The organism is Candidatus Binatus sp., assembly GCF_036567905.1.
GTDB lineage: Bacteria > Desulfobacterota > Binatia > Binatales > Binataceae > Binatus.
This window is the reverse complement of the sequence record NZ_DATCTO010000026.1, coordinates 1-18,873: the sequence shown is the minus strand read 5'-3', so window position 1 is coordinate 18,873 and position 18,873 is coordinate 1. Positions and strand designations below refer to the sequence as shown.

16 protein-coding genes, 1 tRNA gene and 1 other RNA gene are annotated in these 18,873 nt (G+C 61.9%); 7 read left to right on the top strand and 11 right to left on the bottom strand.

Annotated elements, in window-relative coordinates; translation table 11 throughout:
* Nucleotides 1-416 precede the first annotated feature (416 nt).
* Both VIO10_RS03985 and pgm read right to left on the bottom strand, forming a co-directional pair.
* Nucleotides 417-1,103: an SOS response-associated peptidase gene (locus VIO10_RS03985; RefSeq protein WP_331959690.1), complete on the bottom strand. Its 687-nt coding sequence runs from the start codon at nucleotides 1,101-1,103 to the stop codon at nucleotides 417-419.
* On the bottom strand, nucleotides 1,103-2,788 hold the full coding sequence (gene pgm / locus VIO10_RS03980) for a phosphoglucomutase (alpha-D-glucose-1,6-bisphosphate-dependent) (RefSeq protein ID WP_331959687.1): 1,686 nt from the start codon (nucleotides 2,786-2,788) through the stop codon (nucleotides 1,103-1,105). Before pgm ends, VIO10_RS03985 begins: the two co-directional genes overlap by 1 nt.
* A 993-nt stretch (nucleotides 2,789-3,781) precedes the next feature.
* Here pgm and VIO10_RS03975 point away from each other — a divergent pair.
* The gene (locus VIO10_RS03975; RefSeq protein WP_331959685.1) at nucleotides 3,782-4,783 is read left to right on the top strand and encodes a hypothetical protein; all 1,002 of its coding nucleotides are present in this window, start codon (nucleotides 3,782-3,784) and stop codon (nucleotides 4,781-4,783) included.
* 41 nt (nucleotides 4,784-4,824) lie between these two features.
* Complete coding sequence (locus tag VIO10_RS03970; protein ID WP_331959682.1) at nucleotides 4,825-5,313, top strand: hypothetical protein; 489 nt, start codon at nucleotides 4,825-4,827, stop codon at nucleotides 5,311-5,313.
* A 121-nt stretch (nucleotides 5,314-5,434) separates the two neighbouring features.
* Here the strand turns inward: VIO10_RS03970 and VIO10_RS16285 are convergent, their stop codons facing one another.
* The 3 genes from VIO10_RS16285 to VIO10_RS03965 form a co-directional block, all read right to left on the bottom strand.
* Nucleotides 5,435-6,067 (bottom strand): helix-turn-helix domain-containing protein, encoded by a 633-nt coding sequence (locus tag VIO10_RS16285; RefSeq protein WP_414645313.1) that lies wholly within the window; start codon nucleotides 6,065-6,067, stop codon nucleotides 5,435-5,437.
* A gap of 14 nt (nucleotides 6,068-6,081) precedes the next feature.
* Nucleotides 6,082-6,297 (bottom strand): helix-turn-helix domain-containing protein, encoded by a 216-nt coding sequence (locus tag VIO10_RS16280; RefSeq protein WP_414645312.1) that lies wholly within the window; start codon nucleotides 6,295-6,297, stop codon nucleotides 6,082-6,084.
* Between the two features lie 145 nt (nucleotides 6,298-6,442).
* Nucleotides 6,443-6,817, bottom strand: coding sequence for a hypothetical protein (locus VIO10_RS03965; RefSeq protein WP_331959679.1), 375 nt, complete (start codon nucleotides 6,815-6,817; stop codon nucleotides 6,443-6,445).
* A gap of 209 nt (nucleotides 6,818-7,026) precedes the next feature.
* Here VIO10_RS03965 and VIO10_RS03960 point away from each other — a divergent pair, with 209 nt between their 5' ends.
* Nucleotides 7,027-8,151, top strand: a complete 1,125-nt coding sequence (locus VIO10_RS03960) for a site-specific integrase (RefSeq protein WP_331959676.1) — start codon at nucleotides 7,027-7,029, stop codon at nucleotides 8,149-8,151.
* A 12-nt stretch (nucleotides 8,152-8,163) separates the two neighbouring features.
* Here VIO10_RS03960 and VIO10_RS03955 read toward each other — a convergent pair.
* Together VIO10_RS03955 and pgsA are read right to left on the bottom strand one after the other, a co-directional pair.
* Nucleotides 8,164-8,239: transfer RNA gene (locus VIO10_RS03955), tRNA-Gly, on the bottom strand.
* A 58-nt stretch (nucleotides 8,240-8,297) separates the two neighbouring features.
* Entirely contained in the window at nucleotides 8,298-8,879 is a 582-nt protein-coding gene (gene pgsA / locus VIO10_RS03950) for a CDP-diacylglycerol--glycerol-3-phosphate 3-phosphatidyltransferase (protein WP_331959673.1), read from the bottom strand.
* A 216-nt stretch (nucleotides 8,880-9,095) separates the two neighbouring features.
* On the opposite strand from pgsA, the gene nadB reads away from it, so the two are divergent.
* Nucleotides 9,096-10,727 carry an L-aspartate oxidase gene (gene nadB, locus VIO10_RS03945; protein WP_331959670.1) on the top strand — a complete coding sequence of 544 codons (1,632 nt, stop codon included), beginning with the start codon at nucleotides 9,096-9,098 and terminating at the stop codon, nucleotides 10,725-10,727.
* Nucleotides 10,728-10,756: 29 nt separating this feature from the next.
* A complete protein-coding gene (locus VIO10_RS03940) occupies nucleotides 10,757-11,350 on the top strand; it encodes a 2-hydroxychromene-2-carboxylate isomerase (RefSeq protein WP_331959667.1) in 594 nt (197 codons plus the stop codon).
* 1 nt (nucleotide 11,351) lies between these two features.
* Here VIO10_RS03940 and clpA read toward each other — a convergent pair whose 3' ends face one another.
* Both clpA and clpS read right to left on the bottom strand, forming a co-directional pair.
* Nucleotides 11,352-13,670: an ATP-dependent Clp protease ATP-binding subunit ClpA gene (gene clpA, locus VIO10_RS03935; RefSeq protein WP_414645314.1), complete on the bottom strand. Its 2,319-nt coding sequence runs from the start codon at nucleotides 13,668-13,670 to the stop codon at nucleotides 11,352-11,354.
* A gap of 40 nt (nucleotides 13,671-13,710) precedes the next feature.
* Complete coding sequence (clpS, locus tag VIO10_RS03930; RefSeq protein WP_331959661.1) at nucleotides 13,711-14,118, bottom strand: ATP-dependent Clp protease adapter ClpS; 408 nt, start codon at nucleotides 14,116-14,118, stop codon at nucleotides 13,711-13,713.
* 131 nt (nucleotides 14,119-14,249) lie between these two features.
* On the opposite strand from clpS, the gene VIO10_RS03925 reads away from it, so the two are divergent.
* Complete coding sequence (locus VIO10_RS03925) at nucleotides 14,250-15,440, top strand: GNAT family N-acetyltransferase (protein WP_331959658.1); 1,191 nt, start codon at nucleotides 14,250-14,252, stop codon at nucleotides 15,438-15,440.
* A gap of 21 nt (nucleotides 15,441-15,461) precedes the next feature.
* On the opposite strand, the gene VIO10_RS03920 is transcribed toward VIO10_RS03925, so the two are convergent.
* On the bottom strand, nucleotides 15,462-16,718 hold the full coding sequence (locus VIO10_RS03920) for a DNA recombination protein RmuC (protein WP_331959655.1): 1,257 nt from the start codon (nucleotides 16,716-16,718) through the stop codon (nucleotides 15,462-15,464).
* Between the two features lie 154 nt (nucleotides 16,719-16,872).
* Between VIO10_RS03920 and VIO10_RS03915 the strand changes: the two genes are divergently transcribed.
* On the top strand, nucleotides 16,873-18,123 hold the full coding sequence (locus tag VIO10_RS03915) for an ArsA family ATPase (protein WP_331959652.1): 1,251 nt from the start codon (nucleotides 16,873-16,875) through the stop codon (nucleotides 18,121-18,123).
* Nucleotides 18,124-18,260: 137 nt separating this feature from the next.
* Here VIO10_RS03915 and rnpB read toward each other — a convergent pair.
* An RNA gene (gene rnpB, locus VIO10_RS03910) (RNase P RNA component class A) lies at nucleotides 18,261-18,603 on the bottom strand.
* Nucleotides 18,604-18,873: the final 270 nt, after the last annotated feature.

Sequence of the window (18,873 nt, the reverse complement as noted above, 5' to 3'; positions counted from 1 at the left end):
CCAACGGCCAGGGCTCAGCCCTGCCAGGGATGAACCATTCAGCCTGACGCCGCCGGATTCGGCGTGCTACACATTCGCAATGGTCAACCGCCAGGATGTCCCGTACTCGCCCGGCTCGCCCGAAATCGGGCGACCTCCGCTCCCCTCGCATGCTGTTAAGAGGATGAAGCTGCCGATCCCTATCCAGCGCGCTGGCTCCTTTTTCTTAACATTGGCTACCCGTGCCAACGGGTAATTTTGACGGAACAAAGCTAGCCCTAGAGCGCAGCCGTCCCAAAACCACTACGGATGGTAGGATTTGCCCTTTTCAGCTCGATTCGATCGCTCAGAATCGCGCCCGCCGCAGCCTGATCTTCGCATCGAGCGCGCGTTCTATCGACCTTCGCCGACTGCCTGGCCGCTTCGGATCGACAGGCTCAGCGGAGAGTCTGTCCCGCGGGCTCCAGCAGCTCGGGCGAATCGTTATGTACATTGTTGATCTTGGGCGACACCGGAGTCGCGATCAGCAAGTCAGCCGGCGCGGGAACCAGCAGCCGCTTGAGCGCGAGCGGATCCGCCGCGCGCGGGTCCATCCAGTCGTCGGCGTCGCGATCTGCAAGTATCACCGGCATCCGATCGTGATACTGCCCGACCACGGCGTTGGCCGCGGTCGTGATGATCGTGAACGTCGTCTCCCACACGCTCGGCTCCTTCTGCCATGCCTCGTAAAGTCCGGCGAACAGGACGAGCCGGCTATCCTCGCGATGGAACCAGGCCGGCTGTCGCGCGGTCTTCGGCCCGCTCCATTCGAAGAATCCATCGGCCGGCACCACGCATCGCCGCTTTTGGAACGCGTCGCGAAATGCGGGCCGCGCCTCGACCGTCTCCGATCGCGCGTTGATGCACTTGGCTGCCATGCTGGCGTCCTTCGCGCCGCTCTTGACCAGGCCCCACGTGGCGGGAATCACTTCGCGATTTTCGTACTTGATCCTGACTATGAAATGTTTCTGCATCGGCGCGAGGTTGTAGCGCGGCCGATAATCGACGAACGAGTCCGCCGGGACGCCGAGTTCAGCCGCTATCGAATTGCCGTCGCGGCGCGTGATTGTGAATCGCCCGCACATCAGTTGCCGCCGGTGGGCGCCGGTGGCGACGATTCGGCCTGCTTGAAGACTCGCGCGATGAGTTCCTGCGCTTGCCCCTGAATCCGATGCAGATGATCGACCCCGCGAAAACTCTCCGCGTATATCTTGTAAACCTCTTCAGTGCCCGACGGACGCGCCGCGAACCATCCGCTCTGCGCGATCACCTTGATTCCACCGATTGCCGCTCCATTGCCGGGCGCAATCGTCAACGTTTTGACAATTTTCTCGCCCGCAAGCTCGCGCTCATTCAGTTGCCCGGGTGTCAGCTTCTTTAGAATTTCCTTCTGCGCAAGCGTGGCGGGCGCGTCGATACGCTCGTACGCCGGCGCGCCGAACTCACGCGTCAAGTCATCGTACGCCGCGCCGGGGTCGCGCCCCGCGCGCGCGGTCATCTCGGCCGCCAGCAAGCCGAGGATCAGCCCGTCCTTGTCTGTCGTCCACACCGTTCCATCGGTTCGCAGAAATGAGGCGCCGGCGCTTTCCTCGCCGCAAAATCCGACCGAACCATCGATCAGCCCGTCCACGAACCACTTGAAGCCGACGGGAGTCTCGATGAGCTTGCGTTCAAGGCTCGCCGCGACGCGATCGATCATGGCGCTGCTCACCACAGTCTTGCCGACCGCCGCATCTTTGCGCCATCGGGTTCGATTGCGAAACAGGTATGAGATCGCGACCGCGAGATAGTGATTCGGATTCATCAGTCCGCTCGAGCGAGTGACTATTCCATGCCGGTCGGCATCGGTGTCATTGGCGAACGCGACATCGAAACGATCGCGAATCGCAAGCAAGCGCGTCATCGCGTACTGCGACGAGCAATCCATCCTGATCTTCCCGTCCCAGTCCGCGGTCATGAAGCGAAACGTCGGATCGACCACGTCGCTGACCACCGTCGCCTTGATTCCGTACTTTTCGATCACCGCGGGCCAATAGCGCACCGCCGCGCCGCCGAGCGGATCGATTCCGACCTGCACACCCGCGCCGCGAATCGACTCCATGTCAACGACGTTGCCCAGGTCGCCGACGTAAGCGCCGATGTAATCGTGGCTATGAACCGTCGCCGCCGTGCGCGCCCGCTCGTACGCAACGCGCCGCACCCCGGCGAGGCTGGCCTTGAGAAATTCGTTGGCTGTATTCCCAATCCAATCGGTGACGGCGGAATCAGCCGGGCCGCCGTTGGGCGGGTTGTACTTGAAGCCGCCATCGCACGGCGGATTGTGCGACGGCGTGATCACGATCCCGTCCGCCAGCCCGCTCTTGCGCCCGCGATTGTAAGTCAGGATCGCGTGCGAAATCGCTGGCGTCGGCGTGTATCCGCCCCCGCTATCCACCATCGTCTCGACCCCGTTGGCAGCCAGCACTTCGAGCGCACTGGCCAGCGCCGGGACCGAGAGCGCATGCGTGTCCATCCCGAGGTAGAGCGGACCGTTGATATTTTGACTTTTGCGATAGAGACAAATCGCCTGGCTGATCGCCAGGATGTGCGCTTCGTTGAACGCGCTGTCGAACGAGGAGCCGCGATGCCCCGAGGTGCCGAACGCGACTCGTTGCGCGGGATTGCCGGCGTCGGGCTTGCAGGCGAAGTAAGCGGTGATTAAACGGGGGACATCGACGAGTTGCGATTGATCGACAGGTTTTCCCGCCAGCGGGCTTACTTTCTCGGACATGGAGAAGAGACCTCATCCCCCGGTGTGATGTGAGATCGAGTCCAGGGCGTGCACAGCCCAAAGAGGCCGTCCGTCGCGATTCATGGAGCGGGTGATCGGTTTCGAACCGACGACCTCGTGCTTGGCAATCGTTCCAGAGTCGTCGCGAGCATATTAGTCAGCAGCAAAGGGTATCGCAAACGTCTCGCGTTTTGGGGTTCGAGAAGAGAAGACGACCGCGACCATTTCATACCGTTTGTTATTCAGGTAGGGCACAGAATTCGGCACAGCGATTTGGGCGATCGCCGCGCTCCTCTCCGCGCGTGATGATGGCAACGTCGAGCCGACGACCGATCGCGCCTCTCAGGGCCGCTTCCGTGGCCGTGCGACGCATCGGTGGACGGTTCTCTCGCCGCGGAATAACCGAGCGGCCGTCGAGCCCGCGGGCGTCGAAAGATGCGCTGCATGGCATTCGCGCGCACGTCGGGGTATAAAAAATCTGAGAAAAAAACTGCTGGAAAATAATTCGGTGCCCCGGCAAAAAACCCTCAAAATTTATTTTCCGCATGGCCGGCACGCGCCGGGAAAAACCTGGGCGCAGATGAGCGGGAAAGAGCGCTGGGTCACGTCCCGCCGAATAATTGGCGGACGGCATCGCGCGGCGTTCTGGCGAGAACTCGGGTTTCCGAATCTCGAGCGCGCGTGGGAAGCGCGAAAGCGTGCCTGCGAGCGGCGAAGGCGGCTCGGAATTACCGGCAGAGGAAAAACTTTGACACAGCCGCGAGTGCGGGAAATTCAGCGCGACGAATTATTGCGCCGTAACCTGCTGCCAGCCGGTTTGTACGATCCGGAATATTTGATGCGGCGTGAGATGCTGATTCTGGACGCACAGCGCCGCAGTCCAAGGAATTATCCCTGAAAGCGGCGGCGTGCGTAGCACGCGCGCGTGAGGCGAGGAAAGCACGGACTTCTTTGATCGCAAAAGTCGCACAACCCGAAGCAAAAGGTGTCGCAATGAAGAAAATCGCAGTCGCTATTTTTCGCTCGCGCCGGCTGCTCGCGGCCATTGTGTTTCTGATGCTGGCTTGCGGCACACCGTCGGAGGCACGTTGCGCGAACCTGTGGATATCGTTCTGGGGTGGCGGCATCGAGTCATACACACCAGGACAACTCGCCAAGAGTGGGATGCCGACGCCAATTGATCTGAACACGTTTGGCAACGTGACAGGTCTTGCCTTTGACAAGTCTCATAACCTTTGGGCCGTTATCGACATCGACGAGGTAGTGCGATTCACTGCCAAGCAACTCAAGGACCTAAAACACGATCCGAGCCCAACGCCCGGAGTGATCATCACAAGTACCTCTACGTTCTCAGATATCATCGGTTGCAACTTCGATCATCAGGGTAACCTGTGGGTGGCGGACGTCTTAAACGGCTCTATCGATGAACTGTCAAAAGCACAGTTGGCTGCGGGCAGTGGAGATGTAACGCCCCACGTAGTCATCACTTTCTCCGGTCTGAACCCGGACTTTGTGACGTTCGACAACGCTGGGAATGCGTGGGTAGATAGTGTGGTCAATAATCAGATCGCCGAATTCTCCGCCAACCAACTGACGAGCGGCGGTAGCAAGACGCCCAAGGTCTTGCTGTCCGACGACGGCAGCGGCACGAGCCTCGACGTTCCAGGAGAGATCGCGTTCGATAAGAAGGGCGACCTTTGGGTCTCCAACTGGCCAGCGGACACGGTCGTGGAGTATGCGAAGGATCAACTGACCAGCTCTGGCAACCCCGCTCCGATGGTGAAGTTGAGTAGCGCCATCTTTGACGCACCATGGGGAATAGCATTCGACACCCATGGCGATCTGGTGGTTATGAACAGCTACGACGAAATGATCGCTAAGTTCACGGCCAAGCAATTGAAGGTGAGCGGCGCACCGATTCCAACGGTCTCAGTGACTGCGGGCGCCCCGCCTGACACCGATATCGTTCAGATTATCTTCGGTCCGGCTTCATAGGTATATCAATGCAGCGGCGCAGGCGGATCGCGACTTACCTCATGCTGGCTGGCTTTCTCGGCGCCGGGATGATTCTGCTCGTCGGGTTTTGGAATTATTCGCGTGCGACTCAGCGGATCGATGCGCTCGTCAAGGACTGCGAAGCGGTCCGACGGAGCTGGACGTTTGGACCGTCTAGAGAGCGAAGCGGCCATTTGGAAATTAGTTCAAATGGAGTGCCGGTGCAGTCGTGCCATCCCGACGCTCTTGAGGCTTGGAAGGCCGTGGGTGGGGTAGATGTGGTGCCGATACCTCCGGGTGCAACAATCGGGGTAGAGCATTACCCGGCGGCGAAGGTCCGGGCTTGGTACGATGAGATGCACCGCTTCGCCGATCGCATCGCTGGCGAAAATGACAAACGCGAGCGAAACTTGTCCGACTGCTGGTTCCGGGTGGACGCGATCGCGCTCATTTGCGCGTTGCCGCGAGTCTGGTATTTCCTGCTCGGCCGGCTCGCGGAATTAGCCTCTGCCATAAGGGGAAACCCCTAGATTCGCGTGATAAGCGCCGCGCGACTTATTGGAGCGGCGTGTGTGCCACCTGGAGCGCCGCCAGAATCTCGCCGGGGATGCGGCCGTCCGGCTCGGGAGCCGTCACCCAAGGCTCCGCGTGCTACTGCTCTTGGAAGTAGGCGCGACGCAGCGCCTCTCCGGATGAGAGCTGCGCCGGGGCCGGCCGCCCCGCATCCAGCGCGGCGCGCATTGCCCGGTCAAATCCTGCTTGAAATTCGGAATCGCAGTTGCACTTCTCTCCGTATCGTCCGCAATCCGGACAGGTCAGATACCCGTTCGCAGATGCCCTCTCTGCAAATGCATCCGGCGAGTCGCGTACCGGCTGATTCTGTCTTCTAGCCTTAGAAGAATACTGACTTCCCTTAAAGACAGATCCCTCGTCCGCAGATTTTGCGGGGGGGATGGACCCCGCAGATTTTGCGGGGGCTGCGGATCGTCGTGATCGAGCCGGCGCCGCGCATCCCAGATTCTCAAGCCTCACGCGGTATAGGTTTGTCCCGCTTGGCCCGTAGTTGTAGATGATTTCCAACTCGCCGGCAGCGCGCGCCTTGTCGAGGGCTTTTTGAACGCTTCGCGTGCTCCTCAGTCCACAGTCACGCGCTATAGTCGGGACGCCGGGGGATGCTCCCTTGCCGTCATCGCGCGCGTAGTGAGCGATCGCCATCAGGACTGGCTTCGCCCATCCGGTAAGCTTTGAGTGCTTTCGGACAACTTCCTGGACGCGAAGGCTCACGGTACGGCGGCGTTTCAGCGCGCGTTCTGACAGGCCGGAACGAAACTGTCGCGTAGCAGCCGCTCGACTTCCTCGCGCGGAACGCGCACTGAGCGGCCCAACTTCAGATGTCCAAGCTTTCGGCGCGACAGCCAAGCGCGGATCGTGTGTATGGAGACTCCTAGCGCCTCTGCCGCTGCTTCAACGGTGAGTGGTTCAGTGCCATTTTGTGCCTTAGTTTCATGCTTCATGAGAATAGAAATAAATTGCGGCGCGCTCGAAAGCAACCATACATATGAATAATCAACTATACGGTTGACACTACCGCCAGGACGCGAGATAATTCGCGAAGTGAAGAAGGCAGACACAAAGCGGGTGACACTCTCTCCATGTCAGCTAGTAGCGTGGAATCTCGAAAATGCGCGGCGCGCGCGCGGATGGTCCCAGCAGGAAACGGCGCGACTTCTTAAGCCGCTTCTTGGCTACCGTCTCAGCCGCGCGGCGTTCTCGAAAATGGAGCGCTCTCTTTCCGGCCGTCAGATAAGGCGCTTCAACGCGGACGAAATCGTCGCGCTCGCGCGCTTGTTCGAGGTTCCCGTCGGCTATTTCTTTCGCGTTCCCGAGCCGCACCTTGGCTTGCACCGCGTTGTGGTCAATGCGAAGCCCGGCAATCCGCGCGCGCGCGTCACTTCGCGACCGCTGAGCCGCGATGAAATGATACAGCTTGCGGTTCCGATCCCGGAGGCGCCAGCGGACCCAGCCGAGCGTCACCGTCAGGCTCAGTTCATTGCCGAGGTCGTAGCGGCGGCCGTTAAGATTCCCCCGTCAAGCAACGAAGAGACAGCGGCCCAGGAACAGCGCCGACTGGAACCCCTTACGAAAATCGCGGACAAATTTTATCCCGACGAAAGGAAAAATCGAAAATGAGCGTTTACAAGCGCGGCAAGGTGTGCTGGTTCAAGTTTCGATTCGAAGGACAGGTGATTCGCGAGAGCGCGAAGACCGAATCGAAGACGGTTGCGCGAGACGCAGAGCGGGCGCGACGGCGCGAGCTTGAGAAGTCGTTCAACCGGATTCCAAAACGCGAGCGCATGCCGCTGTTCTCGGTTGCGGCCGAACAATGGCTCGCTACGAAAAGTCCGCGTTCCGAACACACGGTATTTCACTATCGCCAGTACGTTCACAGCCTGTCCGCCATCTTCGGCAAGCGCCTGGTCTGCGACGTATCCGCGGACGATATTGCGGAGCTGCAAGAACGCCGAGCGAAGGATGGCCTGTCCGGCCGCACCATCAACGCAGAGGTCGGCGTGTTGCGCCAGATTCTCAAGCGCCACCGGCTTTGGAATGCCCTCGCCGAAAATGGGGCGGTGAAATTCAAGGCCGAGCGCCGGGATGTTGGGCGATCTATAAGCCGCGAGGATGAGGATAAGCTGCTCGACGCCATCCGGCAAAGCCGCTCCCCGGCGTTGCTCCCGCTGTTTGTGATGGCGGTCGATACCGGACTTCGGGCATCAGAGCTGCGCCACTTGCGGCGCCGGGATCTCCACCTGACGTGGGCCAACGGTTTCATCGAGTCGGGCACCGTCGTGGTCTCGCGCTCCAAGACTGAGGGCGGCACTGGCCGCATGGTCCCGTTGACGCGGCGCGCCTGCGCGGTGCTGAGCCTATGGCTATCGCGGTTCCCGGACGCCGGGCTCGACTCCTACGCTTTCCCGCAGCATTGCGTCGGGTTCGCCGGCAACAAGCGAAAGCCCGCGCTATACGATCTCGACCTGACAAAGCCGATCGGCGAATGGAAGACGGCCTGGAACGTGGCGCGGACAGCGGCAAAGCTCAATTATCGCTGGCACGACGCCCGGCACACTTTCATTTCGCGGCTCGCCGAGAATCCCAACGTCAGCGAGCAGACCATCACGGCGCTTGCCGGCCACGTCTCAAAACGGATGCTGGAGCGCTATTCGCATATCCGAGCCCAAGCGAAGCGCGAGGCCATCGAAACCCTTGAATCGGCGGGTTTTACCGGCGCAGAGGCACAAAAATGGGCACAGTCGGCACAGAGTGAAACGACCGAGAGCGCCGAGCAGCCCGAAAAGGTGTTGAATTGATTGCCGATTTATTGGAGCGGGTGATCGGTTTCGAACCGACGACCTCGTGCTTGGCAAGCACGCGCTCTACCAACTGAGCTACACCCGCTCTCCAGACCGGCGCGACAACGACAAATCCATTTGATTATCCGGCGCGGGAGCGTCTGTCAAATCGCCGCCCGCTTGCCCGCCGCGGCAATTGGTTTTGGCCGCAGCGCCACGACCACGCGCACGTAGTAATCGACGCACGACCACACGCTCACCGCCATCGCGATCCACAGCACGAACATCCCGGCGGCGAAGAAATCGACGTGCCAATACGTGTAATGAATCAGCAGACCCTGAATCGCGATCGACTGCAACGCCATCTTGTACTTGCCCAGCTCCTCGGCGGCCACGATTAACCCTTCGGCCGCCGCCACCGCGCGCAGTCCCGTCACCATTATTTCGCGCGTCACCAGCACCACCACCATCCACGCCGGCACGTGCGGCGTCCGCGCCATCCCGGCGAGCATGATCAGCGCCGTCGCGACCACCAGCTTGTCGGCCATCGGATCGAGAAACTTGCCGAGCGTGGTGACCGAGTCGTAGCTGCGCGCGAGGTAGCCGTCGAAAAAATCGCTGACCGTTGCGATGAAGAACACCCCGGCCGCAAGCCACGAAGCGCCCGGCCCGCTGTGCATCAGAATCCAGATCAGGACCGGCGCGGTGGCGATCCGCAGCAGCGTGAGGATATTTGGCGGTGTCATCGGCACGGGCTTGGCCTGTCTTCAACTCTACGAAACTGCGAAGCGAAGGTTTCGTTTTTCGCTGTGATCCGCACCTTCGAGAATATTTGAATCGAAACAAGGTGGCAAATCGCAGCCGCTCGATCGCCTTGACTGGCCGAGCGCAGACCGAGTAGCGTCATTTTGACACAACCCGCGCTCCGCGATTCACCCTGCCGGCGCGCCCGAGGCCACCTGATGAGGCATAATGCGCAACTGTCCAGCGACTTCCTGGTAATCGGCGGCGGCATCGCGGGCCTGACCTTCGCGATCAAGGCGGCCGAAGCCGGCACTGTCACCGTCCTCACCAAGGCCGGCAGTTCCGAGGCCAACACCGCCTACGCGCAGGGCGGTATCGCCAGTGTGTGGAGCGTTGACGACTCGTTCGAATCGCACATCGAGGACACGCTGCGGGCCGGCGCCGGCTTGTGCGATCGCGCCGCGGTCGAGACCATCGTTCGCGAGGGTCCCGAGGCGATCCGCGAGTTGATCCGGCTCGGCACTCGCTTCACCCGGGTCGAGACCGGCGGACCCGACGACAGCGAACTCGAATACGATCTGGGCCAGGAAGGTGGGCATAGCCATCGCCGCGTGCTGCACGCGCAGGACCTGACCGGCCGCGAAATAATGCGTGCGCTGACCGAGGCCGCCGCCGCGCGGCCGAACATCCGCACTTTGGAAAATCACGTCGCGATCAATCTGCTGGTCGAGACTGCCACCGCCGGAAAGCCGGGCGCATGCTGGGGCGTCTATGCGCTCGACCGCAACACTCACGAAATCCGCAAAGTGATTTCGCGCGCGACGATGCTGGCGACGGGCGGCGCCGGCAAGGTCTATCTTTACACCACCAATCCCGATATCGCGTCGGGCGACGGCGTCGCGATGGCGTATCGGGCCGGCGCGGCGGTCGCCAACCTCGAGTTCTACCAATTCCATCCCACCTGCCTGTATCATCCCGCCGCCAAGTCGTTTCTCATCTCGGAGGCGCTTCGCGGCGAGGGCGCGATTCTGAAATTGCCCGACGGCGCCGCGTTCATGAAGCGCTACCATCCCGACGCCGAGCTGGCGCCGCGCGACGTGGTTGCCCGCGCGATCGATTCCGAGATGAAACGTCGCGGGCTGGACTTCGTGTATCTCGATTTGAGCCATCGCGACGCCGATTTCATCCGGCGGCGGTTCCCGAATATCTTCAAGCGATGCTTGAGCTTTGGATATGACCTCACCAAAGGACCAATTCCGGTGGTCCCCGCGGCGCACTATATGTGCGGCGGGGTGCAGACCGATCTCGACGGTCGCACCTCGATTGCGCGCCTGTACGCAGCCGGCGAGGTCGCTATGACCGGGCTGCACGGCGCCAACCGGCTCGCCTCGAACTCGCTGCTCGAGGCCGCCGTGATGGGCCGGCGCGGGTTTGCCGCGGCGCGCGAAATCGTCGCCTCGGGAGGCGGCGCGCCGCCCGAATTTCCCGAGTGGAACCCCGGGCGCGCGATCCGCAGCGAGGAGCGCGTGATGATCACGCAGAGCTGGGACGAGATTCGCCGCCTGATGTGGAACTACGTCGGCATCGTGCGCAGCGACCGGCGACTCGAGCGCGCGCTGCGCCGCATCGAGCTGATCAAGGACGAGATCCACCGCTACTACTGGGACCACCTGCTCGACGCCGACACGATCGAGTTGCGCAACCTGGCAATGGTGGCCGAGCTGGTCGTGCGATCCGCGATGAGCCGGCGTGAGTCGCGCGGCTTGCATTACAACATCGATCATCCCGAAACCGGCGGCCCCGAATGGGTCCACCCGACCATACTGCAAAAGCCCGCGGATCAGAGCTGAAAAAAATTCCGCGCCGCGAAATCCATCTCATGCAAGCCAAGGAAGTGAAGATGTACTCGGACTACAAGAGTCCGTTCGCCTACCTCGCATTCGATCCCGCCTTCGCGCTCGAACAGCGGTTTCGGGTTCGGCTGCGATGGATTCCGTTCCAGCTTCGCATCAAGGGCAAAGGCGAGCGCAGTCTCTACTCCGAACACAAGGCGCGATACTCGTATCTCGACGCGCGGCGATGGGCCAAGCCGCGCGGCCTGGTCATTCGCGGGCCGTTGAAGGTTTACGACACGACCCCGGCGCTGATCGGCGGCCTCTTCGCGGAACAGCACGGCCGCCTGCTCGATTACAGCCGTCGAGTTTACGAGCTGTTCTTTCGCCGCGAACTCGAGATAGACGAGCCCGACGCGGTCGCGGGCGCAGTCGCAAGCCTCGGCATGTCTGCCGGCGACTATCGCAAATATCTTTCAGGCGAGGGCGCCGTCGCCTACCAGCGCGCTCAGGACGAGGCCGCCGCCGACCACGTCTTCGGCGTGCCGCTGTTCTTCTTCGAGGGCGAGCCGTTCTGGGGCCACGACCGCCTCCCGCTTCTCGAGGCTCGCCTCGCCGAAGCAGGCCTGGCCGCGGATTAGCTCACGCGACCGGGGCGGGCTGACGCGCCGGATTCGGCTCGTACGAAAACTTAAGCTTGTCGCCGTCGAGGTCCGCCGTCGCGTTGCCGCCTTTCGTCAGCAGGCCGAACAGCACCTCGTCCGCGAGCACCCGCGCGATCTCATTCTCAATCAACCGCCCCAGCGGGCGCGCGCCGAAGCGCGGATCGTGGCCATGTTCCGCCAGCCATTTCTTCGCCGCCGACGTCACCGTAAGCCGGACCTTCTGCTTGTCGAGGCGCTCCTGCAATTCCGCGATGAACTTGTCCACCACCCGTTCCATGACCGGCGGACTGAGCGGTGCGAATTCGATCGTCGCCGACAGCCGGTTTCTGAACTCCGGCGCGAACATCCTCTCCAGCACGTTCTTGGGATTTCCCTGCCCGGTCCCGCCGTGGAAACCGATCATCGCGCGCGACAGTTCTTGTGCGCCGGCATTGGTCGTCATCACCAGGATCACGTTGCGAAAATCAGCCTTGCGCCCGTTGTTGTCGGTGAGTGTGGCGTGATCCATCACCTGCAACAGGATGCTGAACAAATCGGGATGCGCCTTTTCGATCTCGTCGAGCAGCAGCACGCAATGCGGCGTCTTGTTGATCGCGTCGGTGAGCAATCCGCCCTGATCGAAACCGACGTATCCCGGCGGCGCGCCAATCAGGCGCGAAACCGTATGCCGCTCCATGTACTCGCTCATGTCGAAGCGAATGAACTCGACGCCCATCACTTTCGCCAGTTGCCGCGCGACTTCGGTCTTGCCCACGCCCGTCGGTCCGGCGAACAAAAACGCACCGACCGGCTTGTCGGGATGGCCCAGGCCCGAGCGACCGAGCTTGATCGCGCGCGCCACCGCGTTGATCGCCTCGTCCTGGCCGAAGACCGCCTGCTTCATATCCTCGTCGAGCGTCTGCAGCCGTCCGCGATCGGTCGCCGACACCGTCCGCTCCGGAATCTTGGCCATCCGCGCGACCGTCCGCTCCACGTCTCGCGTGCCCACCGTCACCGGTTCCGTCGTCCCCGCGCCGCGCAAATGCCCCGCGACTCCAGCCTCGTCCATCACGTCGATCGCTTTATCGGGCAGGAACCGGTCGTTGATGTACCGCGCCGATAGCTCGACCGCCAATCTGAGCGCCGAATTCGTGTAGCGGACGTTGTGATGCTTCTCGTAGTACGGCTTGAGGCCGCCCAGAATCTGCACGGCCTCGTCCTGCGTCGGCTCGACCACGTCGATTCGCTGGAAGCGCCGCGCCAGCGCCTTGTCCTTGTCGAACGAGCGCTTGTATTCCTGGTAAGTCGTCGATCCGATACATCGCAGGTCGCCCGACGCGAGTGCGGGCTTGAGCAGGTTGGACGCATCCATAGTCCCGCCCGAAGCCGCGCCGGCGCCGACGATTGTGTGAATCTCGTCGATGAACAAAATCCGCTTCGAGTCGCCGACTACCGCCTTGATGACCGCCTTGAGCCGCTGCTCGAAGTCCCCGCGAAACCGCGTCCCCGCCAGCAGCGCGCCCATGTCGAGCGCGTAGATCTCGACGCCCTTGAGCGCGTCGGGCACGTCGCCCTTGTGAATTGCCAGCGCCAGTCCTTCGGCGAGCGCGGTCTTGCCGACCCCTGCCTCGCCCACGAAGACCGGATTGTTCTTGCGCCGGCGCAGCAGCACGTGCACCGCACGCTCGAGTTCTTGCTTGCGCCCGATCAGCGGATCTATTTTCCCGTCCGCCGCGCGCTTGGCCAGGTTGATCGCGTAAGTATTGAGCGCCTTCGACGGCGACAGCTTGCGCTCGCCTTCTTCGTCGCCGCCTTCGTGCTCGGATCCGTCGCGATCGATCGAGTCCTTGTCCGATTCCTCGCCGCCCTCGTCGTCTTCCGCGCCCGCCTTCGAAACCCCGTGCGAGATAAAATTGATCGCGTCGAAGCGCGTGACGCCCTGCTCCTGCAGATAGAAAATCGCCGGCGATTCGGTTTCATGGAACATCGCGACCAGCACGTTGCCGCCGGTGATTTCCTGCCGCCCCGCCGATTGCACGTGCAACGCCGCCCGCTGCAGCGCCCGCTGCACCCCGATCGCGTAGCGCGGCGACACTTCCTCGGCCTTGGGCATCCGCTCGACCTGCTCGTCGAGGTAATGCGCCAGCTTGCGCTGCAGCCCGTCCAGATCGGCGCCGCAATTCTTCAGAATCGCGGTCGTCGTCACGTCGTGGAGCATCGCGAACAGCAGATGCTCCAGGCACACAAACTCGTGACGCCGGTTGACGGCTTCACTCATCGCGAGTTGCAGTGTCACCTGCAGTTCGCGGCTGATCATGATGTTGTTATTCGACGCAGCCATCGATGCTATCGCCCGGTCATTCCTTTTCCATCACGCACTTGAGCGGATACTCGGCCTCACGCGCCAGTTCCTCGACGGTATTCGTCTTGGTCTCCGCGACTTCGAACGGATACACGCCCGCCACCCCCATCCCGTTCTGATGCACGTGGAGCATGATTCGGGTCGCGTCGGCATGCTGCTTGTGAAATACCGCCTTCAACACTTCGACCACGAATTCCATCGGCGTGTAATCGTCGTTGAGCAAAATAACCTTGTACAGAGGTGGTTTGGCGGTCTTCGACTTGGTGCGGGTCTTGCGCTCGGTAGCGATATCGCCGCCGCCGGAGCGGCCCTCGCCGTCGTCGCCGGTGATTCGCGCCCAAACCATCCGCTTGCGCACGAAATCCGCCATCGCACCTCTGTCGCTCGGAGCGCCTCGCTCCATCTGCAAATATAATATCAAATTCGAGCGTGCCTGGTGAGCATCCGGCCAGAATCGGTTCGGTTGCGACAAGTCTGATATTTTGACCGTTGTGATTTGCTCAGGCGGTGGGAGTGAAAAACTAAAATTTTGCCATGAATGATTCCGCGCCCAGACTCGAAGTCGCGATCGTCGAGGGAATCGACAAAATTCCCCGCGCGGCGTGGGACGCCCTGCTCGCCCCCGACGACTCCCCGTTCGTCGAATGGGATTGGCTGTATGCGATGGAGCATTCCGGATCGGCAGCGCGCGGCACCGGATGGGCCCCGTATCATCTCGTGGTTCGAGAGGCGCCCCGCAAGCGAATCGTCGCCGCGGCCCCGCTCTACCTCAAGACCCACAGCATGGGCGAGTTCGTCTTCGACCATGGATGGGCCGACGCCGCCGAGCGCGCCGCCGTCCGCTACTTCCCCAAGATTCTGGTCGGCGTGCCGTTCACGCCGCATACTGGACGCCGATTTCTCACCGCGCCGGGCGCCGATCGAGCCGGCCTCATCAATCTGCTCGGCCTCGCGCTCACCTCCATCTGCGAAGACAACAAGCTGTCGAGTGTGCACGTCAATTTTTGCCAGCCCGACGAAGCTACCGCGCTCGCGCCGATCGGATTCATGGAGCGGCTCGGCTATCAGTACCATTGGCATAACGCGGGCTTCGCGACCTTCGACGATTATCTGAACCGGCTCAAGCACAAGCGGCGCACCGCCGTCCGCCACGAACGCGCCGCGATGGACGAGCAGGGCATCCGCATCCGGGTCGTTGCGGGCGACGAAATTCCCGATCGGATGTTCCCCGAGATGTATCGAATCTATTGCTCGACGATCGAAAAGCTATACTGGGGCCGTCGATATCTCACCGAGGAATTTTTCGACCTCATCCGCAAGTCCTTCAAGCGCAATATGGTTTTCATCGGCGCGTACGCCGGACGCGAACTGATCGCGGGCGCCGTCAACCTGGCCAAGGCCAACGTGATGTACGGCCGCTATTGGGGATGCTTCCGCGAGGTCCGCTTCCTGCACTTCAACGTCTGCTACTACGCCGGCATCGAGCACTCGATTCTGAGCGGCATTCAGCGTTACGAGCCCGGCGCCGGCGGCGAATACAAATGGCTGCGCGGCTTCGACCCCGCACTCACCCGCAGCATCCACTACGTCTCCAACCCGGATCTCAAGCGCGCAATTGCGGGATTCTTGAAGCGCGAGCGCCACGAAGTCGAGCAATGGATCGTCGCGGGAAAGGAGCGCAGCCAACTGAAGCCCCCGCCCCCCTCCGACCAGGAGATGGAATAGGTGAAGAACGCCACCGCGCGGCTAATCCTCGTCGCGCTCGGTTTCCGGCAACGCTGCCGAGGCCAACTGGCGCGGGACGTTATCGACCGGGTTCAGCTCGGGAATCTGCTTGTTGCCGCCGACGCCGAGTTCCTTGAACCGGCGCGCCGCGGGAAGCACCATCCGTTCCAGCGAACCGATGGCCTTGTTGTACGAGCCGACGGCTCTGTTGAGATCGCCGCCAATATCTTCGATGTGTTCGGCCATGCTGCCCATGCGCTCGTACAAATCTTTGCCAAGGTCGGCGATGCGCTGCGCGTTCTCCGCGAGCTGCTCCTGACGCCATCCGTAGGCCACCGCGCGAAGCACTGCGATCAGCGTTGTCGGCGTGGCAAGAATCACGCGCTGGTTCACTCCCTGTTCAATTAAGGACGGATCCTGCTCGAGCGCGGCACTGAAGAAGGCCTCGCCCGGAAGGAACATCACCACGAATTCGGGCGTCGGCTGCAGATGGTCCCAATAGTTCTTCGCACCCAGCTTGACCATATGATCGCGCACTTGGCGCGCGTGTTCCTTCAGTTTCGTCATTCGCAGCTCATCGGTCGGTGCTTCCAGGGCGTCGAGATACGCCTGCAGCGGCGCTTTTGCATCGACCACGATATTCTTGCCGCCGGGAAGCTGGACGCGCATATCGGGCCTGAGTCTTCCGCTCTCGGTATCCACGCTCTCCTGCTGAAAGAAATCGCATCGCTCGATCATCCCGGCCAATTCCACGACGCGCTTGAGCTGAACTTCGCCCCATCGTCCGCGCACGATTGGAGCGCGCAGCGCCTTTACCAGGTTTCCCGTCTCCGTTCGGAGCAAATCCTGCGTGGATATCAGCGACCTCACTTGTTCGGTCAGCGTTCCGTAGGCCGTGCTCCGGGCCTGTTCCAGCGACCGGATTTGCTTCGTCATTTCGGCGAGCGAATCGCCGAGCGGTTTCACCAGCGTTTCGATTTCCTGCTTGCGCGCTTCAAGCTCGCCTGCCGCCTCGCTTCTGACGGTGTTGAGTCTTTCGGTCGCAAGCGCCAGGAATCCGTCGTTGTTCTGATGAAGGGCGTCGGCGGCGAGTGCTCGGAAAGTGTCAGAGAGCTGCTCCTTGGCTTTGTCGAGCAGGCCTTTCTCCTCTTCAAGGCGCTTTTCGGCTTCTTCGAGCCGTACCTTGAGACGCGTCGCATTGCGCTGCGCCAGCAACCATCCAATTGCGATCCCGAGGAAAGCACCGACCACAACTGCTGCCACGAATTCCATTGCCATCTGGCGCCCCCTGATTCCCCGGCCAGCATTCTATTCCCCATCCGTGAAGCCGTCTAATCGACCACCGGCACTTTTACATCTCGCGATGACAACGCGTTGGCCTGCGATGCGCCCATTCGCCGAGCCTGCTATCGTGGCCCTGAAAACGGAGACGATGTCTGTCTTGAAAGACCTGCTCACCAAGGGCTCGATTCCGATTCTGCTCGGCACCGGCGGCGTCGGTAAGACCACTATCGCCGCCGCGCTCGGACTCGCAGGCGCATCTGCCAATCTCAACACCGCGGTGATAACCGTCGATCCTTCCGAGCGCCTGCGTGACGCGCTCGGCCTGGCGCGCCTGGGCGGCCAGCCAACCCGAATCGGCGGCCGGCAGCTTGCCGCGGCCGGACTCGACCGCCAGCTTCGGCTCTCCGCGATGATGCTCGACGTGAGCGGCGCCTGGGACGCCATCGTCGAGCGCTTTATTGCCGACCCGGCGACCCGCCGCAGGATTTTCGACAATCCGTTCTACAAAAGCCTGACTGCCGAGTTCGCCGGCTCCGAAGCCTTCGCCGCGCTCCAGCAACTTTACGATCTTCATCAGACCGGCGCCTTCGAACTCGAAGTCGTGGACACTCCCCCCGCGTCGCACTCCTTCGAGTTCCTGCAAACTCCCGCGCGGCTAATTCGTCTGCTCGATTCGCGGACTGCGCGATGGCTCTTTACGCCGTCGCTCTCTGCCGGGCGGATTGCGATGAGGGTCGCCAGCAAAGCGGCGCGATTTGTCGTGCGCGAGCTCGAACGCTTTGTCGGCGGCAGCGTGCTTTCGACCATCACGGATTTCTTCGCAGCCGCCGCCGACAGCATGGACGCAATCGTCGATCGTCTGCGCAAGACCGAAGCGCTGCTGCATTCGCCCGCCGTTCGGTTCGTGATGGTGACGACGGCGGAACCCGATCGCATCCGCCAGGCGCGTGAGCTGCTCGGCCAGATGGACTCCGAAGGACTCAAGCTCGCCGCGATAGTGATCAATCGGTTCCTCGACGAGCGCACCTGGTCGGCCGTCGCGGATTTTGCCGAGCGTCCGTTGAGTCATCTCGCGGAAATTTCGGAATTGAGATCGTCGCTCGCCAGAGACGACGGCGATGCCGCCGGAGTCGGCCGGCTGGTCCATCACTTCGAGCAGTATCGCGACCGGACCCTCGACGAGATCGAGCGCGTCGCGGCCTTCGCCCGCGAACTGCCGCCCGGCGTCAAGCTCGCGATCGCGCCGGAAATCGAAGCCGGCGTGCGCGACCTGGCCGCCCTCTCACGAGTCTCCCGCTACGTGACCTCAGGCACCGCGATTCTGAAACCGCTCGAGGCCGCCGCCTCCCGTCTGCGCACCCGCACCCTGCACCACGCCCGCGCATCGCACGTCCCCTGAAAAAAGGCCGGCTGTGTTATCGATGCCCGCACCCTGCACGACGCCGGCACGTTGCACGTTCACTGAAAAAGCACATTGCGCGCGATTCATTTGCGAACTACGGGCCGCAATAGTGCGCGACACCCTTAACCTGAAAAGACCGGAGTGAGTCTGTAAGCCGGGTTCTGTGCCCTTGCGGGCGGCGATCATTCCTCTAGGCCGTCGATTGCTCGGCCGGCTCATGCGACCATACCCGAGGCCTTAAGAGCGGGCCGCTCAGCCTCCTATTTGGTCTTGCTCCGGATGGGGTTTGGCATGCGCGCACGATCACTCGCGCGCCGGTGGGCTCTTACCCCGCCATTTCACCCTTACCCTTTCGGGCGGTGTATTTTCTGTGCCACTTTCCGCGGATCGCTCCGCGCCGCCGTTAACGGCCATCCTGCCCTATGGAGCCCGGACTTTCCTCTTCCCTGTTCAGGAAGCGATCGCCCGACTCACTCCGGCCCGATTAGACTAGCATCTTTTCGAATCGGTCTCTGCTCTCGGGATCTTCGCGTAGCTGACGCCGGCCGCTCTGGTTTCTCGTGTCATCCCGACCGAAGCCGCTTCCTCTTTTGTGTCATCGCGAGCGCAGTCGAGGGACCCCGGCTCTTTTCCCTTTGCCGTGTGCGCGCGGCGCCTCACGTGACTGAACGGGCGAGGTAAATTCCCGCACCCTCTCTCCCTCTGAACCGCTTAAGTTCTAACAGGGACGAAGTCCCGCATCTTCTC

Coding starts and splice junctions, on each gene's coding strand:
- clpA (WP_414645314.1), bottom strand. CDS start 13,670: ATGATCAGCCGCGAACTGCAGGTGACACTGCAACTCGCGATGAGTGAA.
- VIO10_RS03920 (WP_331959655.1), bottom strand. CDS start 16,718: ATGGCAATGGAATTCGTGGCAGCAGTTGTGGTCGGTGCTTTCCTCGGG.
- VIO10_RS16280 (WP_414645312.1), bottom strand. CDS start 6,297: ATGAAGCATGAAACTAAGGCACAAAATGGCACTGAACCACTCACCGTT.
- VIO10_RS03925 (WP_331959658.1), top strand. CDS start 14,250: ATGAATGATTCCGCGCCCAGACTCGAAGTCGCGATCGTCGAGGGAATC.
- VIO10_RS03970 (WP_331959682.1), top strand. CDS start 4,825: ATGCTGGCTGGCTTTCTCGGCGCCGGGATGATTCTGCTCGTCGGGTTT.
- clpS (WP_331959661.1), bottom strand. CDS start 14,118: ATGGAGCGAGGCGCTCCGAGCGACAGAGGTGCGATGGCGGATTTCGTG.
- VIO10_RS03985 (WP_331959690.1), bottom strand. CDS start 1,103: ATGTGCGGGCGATTCACAATCACGCGCCGCGACGGCAATTCGATAGCG.
- pgm (WP_331959687.1), bottom strand. CDS start 2,788: ATGTCCGAGAAAGTAAGCCCGCTGGCGGGAAAACCTGTCGATCAATCG.
- VIO10_RS03915 (WP_331959652.1), top strand. CDS start 16,873: ATGTCTGTCTTGAAAGACCTGCTCACCAAGGGCTCGATTCCGATTCTG.
- nadB (WP_331959670.1), top strand. CDS start 9,096: ATGAGGCATAATGCGCAACTGTCCAGCGACTTCCTGGTAATCGGCGGC.
- pgsA (WP_331959673.1), bottom strand. CDS start 8,879: ATGACACCGCCAAATATCCTCACGCTGCTGCGGATCGCCACCGCGCCG.
- VIO10_RS03975 (WP_331959685.1), top strand. CDS start 3,782: ATGAAGAAAATCGCAGTCGCTATTTTTCGCTCGCGCCGGCTGCTCGCG.
- VIO10_RS03940 (WP_331959667.1), top strand. CDS start 10,757: ATGCAAGCCAAGGAAGTGAAGATGTACTCGGACTACAAGAGTCCGTTC.